This is a genomic window from Parabacteroides johnsonii DSM 18315 (assembly GCF_025151045.1).
Classification (GTDB): Bacteria; Bacteroidota; Bacteroidia; order Bacteroidales; family Tannerellaceae; genus Parabacteroides; species Parabacteroides johnsonii.
Genome location: NZ_CP102285.1, coordinates 3294589 through 3309155 on the forward strand (window position 1 = coordinate 3294589; position 14567 = coordinate 3309155).

Genomic DNA, 14567 nt, shown 5'->3' on the forward strand with positions numbered 1-14567 from the left:
ATCTTTTTACTCTTCGCTCTTCTGTTTCTCCCACTCTCCGGCAATCTCCTCAAGAGCCTCGTACCATTCCTTTCCGAAACGGCGGATCAGCGGTTCCTTCAGAAACTTATAGACCGGGAGTTTTTCTTTCTTACCCAATATCTCTGCGGCCTTGCAGATATTCCAGCGATTATAATTAACAGCTTCGAACGTATCGTACTTTTCCACACGTATCGGGTACAGGTGGCAGGAAACCGGTTTATAGAAAGAGAGCTTCCCCTCGCGATAAGCCTTCTCCACCGCACATTTGCAAGTTCCGTCCGCATCATAGCAGGTAAAAACACAGTCTTTCCCGTTCACGATAGAAGTCACCAAGTCTCCCTCTTCATCAATATAGGCAACGCCTTGTTTCTTGATGATTTCCTGAGCTTTCGGCGCCAGATCGTCCCAGATAGCCGGAAGAGCTTTTTCCAGTTCGCCTACCTCTTCCTCCAGCAGGGGTGCGCCGGAATCACCTTCCACACAGCAAATGCCTTTGCAATGCGACAGATCACATAAAAACTGACGTTCGAGGACGTCGAGGCTGACCAGGGTATTGTCGATTTGTATCACGATGAAAGAATTTATGATTTATGATTTATGATTTATGATTTATGCATCGACAATAAATCATAAATCATAAATCTTCAGTTTTTAATCAAATCATTTCCTGTCATATCAGCCGGCTGTGCCATACCCAAAATGTGCAGGATAGACGGAGCCACATCGGCCAGGACACCGTTTTCCACTTTTGCATTTTTGTTTTCTGTCACATATACAAAAGGAACAGGGTTCAGAGAGTGGGCCGTGTTGGGAGTGCCGTCTTCGTTGAGTGCGTGATCGGCATTACCGTGGTCGGCGATGATGATCACTTCATAACCGTTGGCTTTAGCAGCTTCGACAGTGTCTTTCACACAGTTGTCGATAGCAGTTACCGCCTTCTCGATAGCGCTGTAGATACCGGTATGGCCTACCATGTCGCCGTTAGCATAGTTTACGACGATAAAGTCGAACTTCTGTGTATGGATAGCTTCCACCAATTTGTCTTTTACTTCGTAAGCGCTCATTTCCGGCTTCAGGTCGTAAGTGGCAACCTTCGGACTCGGAACCAAGATGCGCTCTTCAGCCTTGTATGGAGTTTCGCGACCACCGTTGAAGAAGAAAGTCACGTGAGCATACTTTTCCGTTTCAGCGATATGAAGCTGGGTTTTCCCGTTTTCAGCCAGGTATTCTCCCAATGTATTCTGGACATTTTCCTTATCGAACAGGATATGAACACCTTTGAAAGAAGCATCGTACGGAGTCATGCAATAGAACTGCAAGCCGGGGATCGTATGCATGCCCTGTTCCGGCATATCCTGCTGAGTCAGCACGACAGTCAGCTCTTTTGCACGGTCGTTACGGTAGTTGAAGAAAATCACGACATCACCTTCTTTGATCGTACCGTCTACAGTAGCGTTGTTGATCGGCTTGATAAACTCGTCGGTCACGCCTTCATCATACGATTCCTGCATGGCCTGAACCATATCGGTAGCCTGTTTGCCCTTGCCTTCAACCAACAAATCATAGGCTTCTTTCACGCGTTCCCAACGTTTGTCACGGTCCATTGCATAGAAACGACCGACGATGGATGCGATCTTTCCGGCCGACTGTTCACAATGGGCCGTCAATTGTTCGATAAATCCTTTACCGCTCTTCGGATCTGTATCGCGACCGTCCATGAAGCAGTGGATGAAAGTATTGTCGATTCCGTATTCTTTGGAGATATCGCAAAGTTTGAACAGGTGATCGAAAGAACTGTGTACACCACCATTGGAGGTCAACCCCATGAAATGGATGTTTTTGCCATTTTCTTTGGCATAAGAGAAGGCAGAAACGATTTCAGGGTTCTTCATGATGCTGTTGTCGGCACAGGCACGGTTGATCTTCACCAAATCCTGGTAAACGATACGTCCGGCCCCGATATTGAGGTGTCCGACTTCAGAGTTACCCATTTGTCCGTCAGGCAGCCCGACGTTTTCGCCGCTTGCCTGTAACTGTGAATGAGGATAAGTGGCCAGCAGGCTGTCCCAATAAGGAGTGGGAGTGTTAAAGATTACATCGTCTTTACCTTGATCGCCGATACCCCAGCCGTCAAGAATCATTAAAAGGGCTTTCTTGCTCATGATTGCTTAATTATTATATTGTTTATACTCATTTTCGTTATCCGGGCGCAAAGATAATGCAAACCAAGAGCAGAATAAAACGAACTTGTTCATTTTTTATGCCCAAGTGCCGCTTATCTTCGCCTTTAGGGCAAAGATAAGCAATTCCGGACATATATTGTTTGCCTGGAAAACATTACTTTTGTAAACGATATGGAAAAGACGATACAAGATAAGGAGTTGGGAACCATCCTTCTCCGCACCAGTCCCCGTGCTATCCACTACACGTTGAAAATCTCCAAAGGGACAATTACGGCAACCATGCCCCCGGGAGGCGATGAAGCGCGTATGCTGGCTTTTATCCGCGAAAACAGGAAAAAACTCCTCATAGCCCTTGCCAAACATCCCGCCCGTCCGCTCCTGACGGATGAGACAGAGATGCAGACCGCAACGTTCCGCCTCCATATCTTCCGTACCGACCGGGCTAACTTCTATATGAAATTAGAGGGTGGCATCCTGCACATTGCCTGCCCCACACAAACAGACTTTGTCGACGAACGTGTACAAAAACTCCTGAAAGACTTCTTAGAGCAGGCTCTCCGTCACGAGGCCCGCCGCCTCCTGCCTACACGGTTGCTTGATCTGGCTTCCCGGCACAACTTCACCTGTACGGGTGTAAAGATCTTCAACAGCAAAAGTCATTGGGGAAGTTGCACACCACGACGCAGCATCAATCTCTCCCTCTCCCTGATGCTCTTGCCCTGGCACCTGATCGACTATGTCCTCCTCCACGAACTTTGCCACACCATCGAGATGAACCACAGCGACCGTTTTTGGGCACTTATGGACAAGGTCACAGACGGGAAAGCGTTAGAGCTGAGGAAAGAGTTAAAGAAGTATCATATGTTGTAAGGAGGTGAATATCGGACACACTGCGAAGTTGCACTTCTAAGTTGAATCTTCACAATTATCTTTCCGATGTCTTTCCAATAAAAACGAATCCCCTGCAATCAATGACTGCAAGGGATTGTTTTTTGTCTGCTTCGGTCTTCACAGAGGGAGAGCAGATGAACTTTTTTTAATTTCATTACTTTAGTATTAATATTCACCGCTTGTTCGCCCTCACGGGGTAGTTGGTCAATTCGGACAGGGAGCTGTAAAAGCTGATGTTCCGGGAATACCGCACGATGAATCTTAGAATTATTTGATTTTAATTTCATCCTGTTCCTCCCCGTAAGAGGAGAAACAGAAATACTATTATTATTTTATCAGTTTCGTCAATTACTTAACGATAGCTTTAACAGCTTCTTCGCCTTCAACAGCAACCACAACTACACCCTGAGGAGCAGCGATAGTTGCGTTGTCGGAAGCGATAACCGTGTTAGCAACTGTCTGGCCAAGGATGTTAGAGATAACAACCTTCTTGCCCTGAGCACCTGCTACTGTTACATTACCGTTACCAGCGATAACAGTTACTTCAGAAACTTCAACATCTTCGTTTGCTGTAGGAGCTTCAGTTGCTTCAGTTGTGAATGTCAAAGGAGCAACGTTGTCAGAGAAGATAACGACACCGTTTACTACGGCCAACTTCTTGTTTGAGTTCAAAGCAACGATTTCGAAGCCACCTTCTTCAACCACTTTGAAACCTACAAGAGAAGTGTTCTTAGCATCTCTCACTTTATACTTATTCTGCTTGCCATCTTTCAAATCACCTTCATAAGCAATAGTATCCTTTACAATTGTTGCAGAACGGAAGATAGCGCTGTCACCCTTAGCAGCGTCAGCAGCGAATTTACCCTTAGCAGACAGAACAGAACCAATGATCGTGTCATTCTTAACTTCTGCGCCTTTGTAGATGTAGTAACCATATTCCGTATTGTCTTCACCACGGTTTACATAAGCAGAGTCAACATACAGAGAGAAGTCATCAGCAGTAGAAGCAGCCTTCAGTTCGTCACCAACGCGCAACATTTTAGCTACACCGGCAGAAGCTGTCAACATTTCCAGACCGTTACCGATATTGTAGTGACCGCTTTCCATCTTCTTGTAAACAGGAGCTTCAGCACCTTCGATGTTGAAATAAGTCTCAACACCGGCAACCGGTTCATCATAAGTCACAGACAAGTTAGAGATGTTCAATGTGAGTATATCGTTATTAGTAGTCGTTGCTTCAACGATCTTATAAGAATCTTCAGCAGGACCTGCTACAAAGAAGAAACGCTGATTTTGCAAGTTGGCTTTTTTGCTCAACTTAACAACTTCAACACTGTTGACAGGTTCGTGAGCCAAACGCCCTTCTGCATCATAAGCCTGTTCCAATGCATAAGCAACACGAACCAACGTATCACCTAATGCCTGAGCACCATAATAAACAGTGTCTTTTGCGATCTCTGCACCTTCAACTAAACGCAATTCAAGTGCCTTTTCAGCCCCCTTAGCACCAGCAATCACAGAATCTTGAACCAAAGACAAATAGATATCATCGGCAGCAGCAGAAGCTAAGTTGAACTTAACAGCGCCATAACCCATTTCTTCTTTTGTATAGTACTTGTAACCGATATGTTCATTTGTCAAATCTACATCCAATTTCTTGAACACAAGAGTATCTGTGTCAGCACCTTTACCTAAGTGATAAACACCATTTGCTACATCAACAGCATATAACGGTTCTTCGTCCAAAAGCAAAGAAGAAGCAATTGCTTCACCATAAGTTTCGCCATTAGAACCCGTCTTAGTTGATATAGAAGTAGCTTCACGACCTTGGATAGAATAAGTGCCATCTTCATGTTCTTTTACATAGAACTGGGTAGAAGGAATATAGGCAGAAGCTGCTGCTACATATGCAGAGCCATCACCTACCAAATACTTGTCATTATTAGCAACCTCAGAATTGCCACCCTTAGCCTTCAATTGCAAAGAGTAAACACCTGTTCCACCAGCCAATTTAACCGGAGTACCTTTAGCAAGTGTGATAAACGGAGCTTCAATAGCAGCAGAGTCGATACATAATACCGGCGCACCATTGAAAGTCTTGTAACCAACGATATAGGTAGATGTAGCACCACCATGAACAGCAACTTCGTATTTACCATTTACAAAACGGACAATAGAATCTGTCGTCATACTGATTGAGTCGTTACCCAAATCCATTGACAATTTGAATGTCTGCAAACCTTCATTACCTCCCTGGTACTGTGCACCACCGGCAGCAACGATTGTATCCAATTTGAAAGCAGCTACCTGAATAGAAGTAGTAGAACCGATCATTGTAGTATCGATAGTGATATACTGATCCTTCTTCGTACCCTTTGTGCTCTTTTCCTGACCTACAACCTGGAAACGATATTTATCAACACCAGCAACCTGTACCGGAACCGGAATCAAATCCGTAGCAGTGAAGATTCCACCGTCTTTTCCTTTGAATTCAAATTTGAAAGTAGAAAGTTTACCGGCCAAATCTGCGACAGTAGCTAAAGAGATCGAAGCAGGAGCTGCAACTTCAAACTTTTCACCCGGCAATGAAGTTCCTACATTCAGCTTTCCAGGAGTAGTACTAATAGACACAATCGAATCCTGACCATAAGCTGCATAGATTTCAGAACCACCAGCTACGCCTGTCTTGAAGACAAACTTGTCAACACCCGGAGCAATCATAGTACCATATGCACCGGCACCATTTTTCTTCACTGCAAAAGACAAATTCTTCTTTGTAGCTTTGTTTACAAACTGGAATACAGAATCTCCAGAAACCATCTTCTCAACAAACTTCGGCAACCACAAAGCAGAGTCTTTTTGAGCTTTAGTTGTCAAATTCGCAGAAGATTCAAGTTTTACAGAGTCAGCTTTTGCCGAATTCTCCTTTGTAACCGTAAGGAAATTAGTAGTACTACTAGCCTTCAAATGCACATACTTGTCACCGATCTGTGCATAAGAGACAGTAGCAATTGCTGCGAACGCAGCAACGAGAGTAGAAAATCTCTTGTTCATAATCTAAATTTTAATATTAATAATACAGTTAATTGAAATATCAGTTCTTACTTCTTACTATCATATGTACACGCATATATAATGTACACGTGTTAACATTTGTACTTTGATAGCAAAAACGATCCTTTTTTTTAGTCATTTTTTTTGCCTATCTTCAAAGTTCGTATTGGAAAGGTGGTTTTTTGTACTCCAATTGCTATCTAATTGATAAGAAAGGATATAGGGGTATGAAATTTTTTACAGAAAAGAGTTGTGGTTTAAAAAGGAATGCGTATTTTTGTCTCGGAAAAATGACGAATTTAAACGATCGTTTTTTTTAGTCATTTTTCATCCCACCAACCACTTGATTACCAGTAAATTATTCTCCGAACATCAAGTCTTAAAATTCATCAACCCCGTTTTGGTCCAAAAATCGGTCCTTTTCAAGGAAATCCTTGATGCCCACAGGTTTTCAAGGGGATACTTATTTATTTTTCACCCGATGCTTGTTCGTTCATTTTTTTAGTTTTACTGGATTTAGCCTAAAAAAGCAGCAAAAAACATCAAAATTCCTTCCACTTCACTACACGGTCTCAACTTACTACCTGCTTTCGTTATTCGGGAATAACAGTTCACCCGGTAATTATTAGGGATAAACACAAGAATGAAGCCAATTGCACAGATCAGTCCAAATCCGGCAGAAAGCGAGCCTTTTCGTTATATAAGTTTTCAAAAGTTACTGTTATACTATCATGATTTCGAATACATCCATTGAATATCAATACAGATGAAGAATGATAGTACAAGATTCAACTATCATGCAACTATCATAGTTTGTCTGTCACCCTTAGATTGATCCGGAATCTATGGACAAATTTAACACAAAGCAGGCAGGACTTTTCACCAATACTCCCATTCAAGCTCGATTCTGATCCCCGTCTGCACGGTCTTTAGATCCGGGTGTCACAAGCACCAACACCCGGGTGTTCAAGGGAATATATAGGTAGTTACTTGAAAATAAGCTACATGCTTTCAAGAAAAATGTGTTTGTTTTTATGATAGTATGATCGTGAGAAAAACAACCGTCATACGATCAATCATTCTATATATTCATTGATTTATAATAGATTGAGAACAAATTATGATAGTATGACAGTTGTTTTCGAAAAGAGTTATAGCCGGATTGTCACTGCATCGGTACAAAACCTTCGTAGCGAACCGTCCAGCTCCCGTCTTTCGGGAAACCGGGAGCCTCTCCCTCCGAACCGTCCCAACCACCGCACATCATGGCGACTGCCGTCAGCAACGCTCCGTTGGAAGGAAAATAAGGAAACGGACCGCCTGTCGCCAAGCCATGTTCGTCGAACTGGAATCCGGCGGAAGGGTGCATCAGCATATCGATTGCCAACGCTGGCTGTCCCGTACGGGCGGCAGCCATTGCCAACATCGGGAAATCCCAGCCCCATATGCGGTTGAACTGCCATTCTTTGCTGACTTTCTCCAACGTGCGCTTGAAAGTCGGCTGGTCTACCCCGTCACCAGGCAACATGCCGTAGACACCGGTCAGGGCCGGATGCTCGTAGGTATATTTTGTCCACATATCGGGAATGCCCTCGTAGGTGGTATAGACACCGTCGGCAACGGGAAGGGGAGCCATCTTCGAAAGTACTTCCTTCCATTTCCTCGTTCTTTTTTCCGATAGGCCCAGACGGTCCGCCCATTCCAATGCCGTGCGCAAGCCGTAGCGGAAATAGCCTAACTCGAAAATCGGATTGATAGTTTGCAACGGGTCCGTATTCTCGGAAACGACAACAACAGGGGGACCCAGGACATATTGTTTCGTCTTTTTGTCATAGAAAAGATAATCCGCCATATAATCGGCTGTGTTCAGCACGATATCTTCCCATTTCTCCAATGTTTCGGGAACAGGTTTCTGACGGTATTGCATCTCGGCGAAGTAGATCGGATGGGGTTCGTGCCAGATCAGATAGGCATGGGCGCTGCCAGGCCATTCGCGGTTGAAGTTTCCGGTGCACTTCGGCCAACGTGCACCACTGCGGCCTTCGCTCTTGGCGCGTTCGAGGGCCTTCGGCATAAAGTCCTTATAGACGTTCAGATAGTTATCAAAACATTCCATCCGGTTCCACAACCCGTAGTGCACGCCATGCCACCAAATCATCTCGAAGTGGAAACGGCCGAACCAGCCGTTATTCACCAAACCGGATTCCTGAGGTGGGAACAGTCCGCTTTCATTTGCACGCATCAAGTACTGCGAGAGGACAATACGCCGTTCCAATTCCAACCAGCGGGGATCTTTGCTGCCGGAAAGATCGACGGCGGCTCCCGAACGCCAATATTTCTCCCAACTGACAGCACTCTTCCGTTCGATAGAGGAAACCGACTCGGTCACATTGATGACCGGCTCAGGAGAGAAGCAGCAGGTAAAAGAGAAAGTGGAGGTATGCTGGGGCTGGAGGAGGAACTTATGCGCCTTTTCAGATTCACGGCAGAAAGTAGCAGGGCCGGTCCAGTCAAGAGTAGCATAGTAATGAGTATCATCCATCGTACGGGCGATACGGACCGAGTTCGGAGCTAACTTCTCGAAGGTGGAGGTATGGCCCGATATCGTATCATAGCGTCCTATGTAATGCTTGAAATAGCGTCCGTCAGGATAAGGAAAGTCGAGATAGATGCTCATATTACCATCGTTCAACAGTTCGGACTCGATGCTGACACCGATCATATCTTTATCAGGATGGCAGACCGTGCGCACCTTCACCTCCTTGCGGTTCAGTTCGAAACGGCTGTAAACGACACCTGTCCACAGGTCGATCTCCTGGCGTGCGTTGCCAAGATCGATTTCCTGCGCTTCCGTACCGTCTTCGCGTAGCAGGCGGAAACCGATACGGCCCAGGTTATAGCGGTGGGGATTCTTGGTCAGCCATTCGGACAGTTCAGGCTGGTCGGGGTTACGGAGCTCGTAGGCGATCTTTTTGCCATGCGTCTCCACGACAACCGGACGGTAATCTTCGGCTTTCATTCCTTCGGGGAGGGGAAAACTGTGCCAGCTCCAGTCGGACAGGGTATTAAAAGGAACAAAAGTCTGCAATCCGGTTATATCCATCCCGAAGGCAAACTTGCCGTTACCTACTTGTGCCGGACTTTTCAGGAGTGTCCCGGTCGTACATACACGATGCCGCTTGACAACAGCTTCCCGGTCAATGGGTTCCCCCATAACAGACAAAGGCAAAAAGGCCGACAGGCAAAAGAGGCAGACTAAACTTATCAGTTTTTTCATGGTGGTTATCCTTTTATATGTTTCTGTGGATAAAGATAAGAGATTCCCCCAAGCCTCAGTTTACAGTTCTGATATTTTTCCTTCGATTTCTGGGAAATAATGGTTTATGGATACACAATAAAATAATGATGTCCCGTAGGGGCGGGGTTCTACTCCACCCAATGAAAATAGCGTCCGCCTTGCCGGATTTCAAAGGGCAGAGCAGAGCCCTGCCCCTACGGGACGATGATCATTTGTATAACCTCCATATTATATCATCTTGCTGCTCTTCTTCTTCCAAACCAGGAAAAAGGCTAAAACAACGATTGTTATGGCAAAGCCGATAATTTGTGAAATGCCGTTTTCCATGCCTAAGCCTTCGGGAGCGACAAAGATGTATGTCGAGCAGACGGCTGTCATAAACAAGGCCGGGATCAGTGTAACGATATAAGGCTTCTTCGATATTACCAGATAGACAGTCAACGCCCATAAAGTAAACACCGCGAGCGTCTGGTTACTCCAGGCAAAATAACGCCAGATCATATCGAAGCCATCCTTGTCTTTCTGACTATAAAGCAAAAGAGCGATAGCCACCAAGAACAAAGGTACACAGATCATGAGCCGCTTGGAGATACTGCGCTGCTCGAGGTGCAAGAAATCCGCTACGATCAGACGGGCCGAACGAAACGCCGTATCACCGGAAGTAATCGGGGCGGCGATCACACCTAAGACAGCCAACACGCCGCCTACCGTACCGAGCCACTCTTTCGTAATGCTGTCGACGACAACGGCGGCATTGTTTTCACCCATACCGTTGTTATGATAGAAATAAGTAGCGGCAGCCGCCCAGATCAATGCAACAATACCTTCCGTAATCATGGAACCAAAGAATATAGGACGTCCGTACTTCTCATTCTTGATGCAACGGGCCATCAACGGACTTTGTGTCGCGTGGAAACCGGAAATAGCACCGCAGGCAATGCTGACGAACATGATCGGGAAGATAGGCAGATGACCGGGATAAGTGTTCGGCATCCCATCCGTGATCTCAGGCAACGGCGGATGATTGACAAACAACATCACCAGGATACCAATCGCCATAAATAACAGAGCGGCAGCAAACAAAGGATAGATTTTCCCGATAATCTTATCGACCGGCAACAAGGTCGCCAAGATATAATAGAGGAACACGACAATGATCCAGAAAGTGGTATCCAGATGTTCCGGTGTCAGCTTAGCCAGCAGACCGGCAGGTCCGGCCACAAACACGGAGCCGACCAGCACCATCAGGATCACCGTAAACCCGCGCATAAACTGTTTGAAGTTCACCCCCAGGTAGCGGCCGATAATCTCAGGTAAGCTCTCCCCGTTATGGCGCAAGGACAACATCCCGGACAGGTAATCGTGTACCGAACCGGCAAAGATACTACCCAGCACGATCCACAGGAAAGAGGCGGTTCCGAACTTCGCCCCCATAATGGCGCCGAAGATCGGTCCCAATCCGGCGATGTTCAGAAACTGGATCATAAAGACTTTCCAGGTAGGCATCGGGATATAATCCACGCCGTCCTGATGTGTGTAGGCAGGAGTCTGCCGTTTGGCATCTATGCCGAAAATACGTTCAATGAATGTACCGTAGACGAAATAACCTACGATGAGTGCAATAAGGCAACAAACAAAAGTAATCATACCGGTAATTGAGAATTGAAAATTGAAAATTAGATTAATAAGGAGACAACAAGAGGAAGAAAATGGAAAACTGAAAAGTAAAGTATTTCTTCTTTATCTTTCAATTTTCCATTTTCAAGTTTCAATTCAGAAGTCTTTTAACGACTTCCGAGATCATACGTCCTTCAGCTTTCCCTGCCAATGCTTTGGAAGCGACTCCCATCACCTTACCCATGTCTTTCGGGCCGGCAGCACCTACCTGCGCGATGATCGCCTTCAACTCGGCTTCCAGTTCTTCAGCCGACATCTGTTTCGGCAGGTACTTTTCGATAACGGCAACCTGTGCCAACTCGTCGTCTGCCAAATCCTGACGTCCTTGCTGCACATAGATAGTGGCGGAATCTTTACCCTGTTTGACGAGCTTCTGCATGATCTTCAATGCATCAGCATCGGTCAATGTATCGTTGGCTCCCGGAGCGGTCTTCGCTTCGAGAAAGAACTTCTTCACGTTTCTCAATGTGGCGAGGGCGATTTTATCTTGCGCCTTCATTGCGTTTTTAATGTCTTCGCTGACTCTTTCGAACAAATCCATAGTTTTGTAAATTAAAGAATTAAGGATGAATAATCAAACCTTCAGGTCTCCAACTATTCATCATTAATTTTTCATTATTAATTATCAATTAGTCATTATCCATCATCTAAAACTAATAACTGTGCCGCCCGACTTAGGCTTCTTGCCCTGGTTAGCAGTAGAAGAGGTGAACGACATACCTTGGGTACGTACCGGTTCCTCTCCTTTCCGGCGTATCTGCTGTATGTCTTTGACAGTCCGTTTATAGGCCGGTTTATCTTCCATGAAAGAGATCAGGGCGTCATCGTCCAATTCGTCGACGGCAAAGACAACGATTTCGGCATTCGGACGCGAGTCGATATATTCACCGTAATAACGTCCCATCAAGGCATCTTCTTCGGCTCGTCTTTTCCTTTCCGCTTCTTCCTTCTCTGCCATTTCGCGCAGTTGTTCTTCTGTGACAAGCTCCTGCTGCTCCGTCTTGGTCAGGATATCTTCCAATCCGAAACCGGTCACCAAGATCGTAATCTTGATCTTATGACCCAAACTATCATCATAACCATGTCCCCACTTCACCTCGTATTCAGTCTTGAATTGCGACATGAAATCATGTATATCGTCCATTTCACTGATACGAAGTTCGTCTTCATGACTATAATAAATGACAAACGCTACTCGCTTAGCATTGAAAATATTGTTCACATCGTTGACCAACGTACTCTCCAAAGCTTCCGTTATCGCTTGTCGCAAACGGCCTTCTCCTTCTCCGAAACCGATACTGATCAAAGCGACTCCACTGTTACGCATCGTTGTGTCGACATCGGCAAAGTCGACATTCTGTTCCAAATCGGTCGTCACGATTTCGGCTATACTCTTGGCCGCGATTGTCAATGTTTCATCCGCTTTACGATTCGCCTGTGGAACCGGCATATCGGCAAAATTCCTCAACCGCTCATTGTTAATCACTAAAAGCGAATCGACATTCTGCGCCATATTTCTGACACCACGGAGCGCTTTCACGATTTTCGGCCGTCCTTCAAAGACGAAAGGTATCGTAACAATACCGACAGTCAAAATCCCCATATCTTTAGAGATCTTAGCGACTACCGGTCCGGCTCCAGTTCCCGTACCACCTCCCATTCCGGCAGTAACAAAGGCCATACGAGTACCGTCATCCAACATCCGGCTGATGTCTTCTTTACTTTCCAAGGCGGCTTTTTCTCCAACTTCCGGGACATTCCCCGAACCAAGTCCATGCGTCGTATTCTGTCCGATCAGTAATTTATTGGGTACTTCCGACTTCTGCAACGCCTGGTTATCGGTATTGCACAATACGAAAGATACATCCCGGATACCTTCGCGATACATATTGCTGACCGCATTACCACCACCGCCACCGACACCGATCACCTTGATGATTGTCTGAGGCGCTTTTGCCAAATCAAAATCGTATGTATTATCGTCCATTGTCGTCTGTCTTTTATTGTTACCGATTATTGCTCATCTTTCAAGGCTTTGTCAATACCTTCTCCCATCTTATCCACAGCCTTATCGAAGAGATCGAAGATTCCCCAGCTCTTGCCTTTTTTCTTCTCTTCCTCTTTCTTTGTCCCTGAATTGCGGTTCTTAGTCGTCGTAGCCGAAGCCGCCACCTGCTGTTCGACAGGTACTTCTTCCTGCTTTTCTTCTACTTCAGCGATTACGGATTCTTCTTTCGGCTCGATCTTCGGTTCCACCACTTTCGGCTTCTCCGGTTCGGGAGCGGTATAAAGAGCGCAGTTTTCCGTGCCTTTCAGCAACAGGGCGACTGCGGTCGTATATTCGGGATTGTTGGCTATCATCTCGCCGTCGGCAATCAAGTCTTTGCGGACAGATGCATAACGGACATCCATCTTGAAACGTTCGCTGAGGGCTTCGCGCATATTCTTCAGCGCGGCCCCGTTACCGGCAATCACGATGCTGTAACCGGGTTCTTTCGCCACTCCTGTATCTTCCAGGCGAGCATATATGTTTTCGATGATCTCACGGCTGCGGGCTTCCACCACCATATTGATATCCGAGAGTTTGATCTCGCTCGAATGCTGTCCGTCAGCCAGGTCTACCGTGACCATCTGCTGTTCGTTGTCTTTTTCCCAGATAGCATTGCCGTACGTGCGCTTGACACGCTCCGCTTCCTTCTCCGGCATGCCTAAGGACGTCAGGTCGCGGGTGATCAGATGGCTGCCCAACGGGATAACGTACAGACCGGCCAGACTGCCGTCCTTGTACATCGTGACAGAGGTAACACCTGCACCAAAGTCAATCAGCGCACACCCTTTCAGCTTCTCCTGTTCCGTCAGGATCAGGTCCGCCAACGCCAACGGCGCGACAACGGCACCTGCCACATCGAGTTTGATCTGTTCCGACATATTCGTGGTTACGGCATGACGGAGAGACGGACGGCCGACGAGTAACTTATAGCGGGCTTCAATACGCGAACAACCCAGACCTACCGGATGAGTTTCCGGCTGGTTGTCGAGATAATAAACGGGAGCAGCGATATCCAGCACGTCCAGCATATCGGGACGATACTGCCGGCATTCCTGATCCAGTTCCTTCAGTACCTCTTCGGTCACCGTACCGCTACCGAGCACTCTCGACACTGCATGGTTGATCGAACGCAGCGACTGGCCTCCCACCCCGATATAAACCTTACCGATACGGGAACCGCCCAACTTGTTTTCCAGTTTGCGGATTAACCGCACGATCTTGCCGGCCGCATCTTTTATATTATATACACATCCTCTTCGTATACAGGTATCGGAGTTTTCCACTTCGTAGGCAATAATGGAAAGAGTCCCCGCAGGGCCTTTCGTACCTACCATACCGACCATGTGAGAAGAGCCAAGGTCGATGGCCGCTATAAAGTCTGTGTATGCCATAT

General features: G+C 46.3%; 9 protein-coding genes. 1 reads left to right on the forward strand and 8 read right to left on the reverse strand.

Going from position 1 to position 14567, the window contains the following annotated elements:
* Window positions 1-6 precede the first annotated feature (6 nt).
* Window positions 7-591 carry a DUF3109 family protein gene (locus NQ564_RS13835; protein WP_008146125.1) on the reverse strand — a complete coding sequence of 195 codons (585 nt, stop codon included), beginning with the start codon at window positions 589-591 and terminating at the stop codon, window positions 7-9.
* Between the two features lie 74 nt (window positions 592-665).
* A complete protein-coding gene (gene gpmI, locus NQ564_RS13840) occupies window positions 666-2183 on the reverse strand; it encodes a 2,3-bisphosphoglycerate-independent phosphoglycerate mutase (protein WP_008146126.1) in 1518 nt (505 codons plus the stop codon).
* A 192-nt stretch (window positions 2184-2375) separates the two neighbouring features.
* Here gpmI and NQ564_RS13845 point away from each other — a divergent pair, with 192 nt between their 5' ends.
* Window positions 2376-3074: a M48 family metallopeptidase gene (locus tag NQ564_RS13845; protein WP_008146128.1), complete on the forward strand. Its 699-nt coding sequence runs from the start codon at window positions 2376-2378 to the stop codon at window positions 3072-3074.
* A gap of 369 nt (window positions 3075-3443) precedes the next feature.
* Here the strand turns inward: NQ564_RS13845 and NQ564_RS19375 are convergent, their stop codons facing one another.
* The 6 genes from NQ564_RS19375 to ftsA form a co-directional block, all read right to left on the reverse strand.
* Window positions 3444-6149, reverse strand: a complete 2706-nt coding sequence (locus NQ564_RS19375) for a DUF6383 domain-containing protein (protein WP_008146131.1) — start codon at window positions 6147-6149, stop codon at window positions 3444-3446.
* A 1165-nt stretch (window positions 6150-7314) separates the two neighbouring features.
* Window positions 7315-9426: a hypothetical protein gene (locus NQ564_RS13855; RefSeq protein ID WP_129650184.1), complete on the reverse strand. Its 2112-nt coding sequence runs from the start codon at window positions 9424-9426 to the stop codon at window positions 7315-7317.
* A 249-nt stretch (window positions 9427-9675) separates the two neighbouring features.
* Entirely contained in the window at window positions 9676-11094 is a 1419-nt protein-coding gene (locus NQ564_RS13860) for a carbon starvation CstA family protein (protein WP_008146142.1), read from the reverse strand.
* Between the two features lie 121 nt (window positions 11095-11215).
* On the reverse strand, window positions 11216-11665 hold the full coding sequence (locus NQ564_RS13865; RefSeq protein WP_008146143.1) for a GatB/YqeY domain-containing protein: 450 nt from the start codon (window positions 11663-11665) through the stop codon (window positions 11216-11218).
* Between the two features lie 102 nt (window positions 11666-11767).
* A complete protein-coding gene (ftsZ, locus tag NQ564_RS13870; protein ID WP_008156597.1) occupies window positions 11768-13111 on the reverse strand; it encodes a cell division protein FtsZ in 1344 nt (447 codons plus the stop codon).
* Between the two features lie 26 nt (window positions 13112-13137).
* Window positions 13138-14565, reverse strand: a complete 1428-nt coding sequence (gene ftsA, locus NQ564_RS13875) for a cell division protein FtsA (protein ID WP_008146147.1) — start codon at window positions 14563-14565, stop codon at window positions 13138-13140.
* Window positions 14566-14567 lie beyond the last annotated feature (2 nt).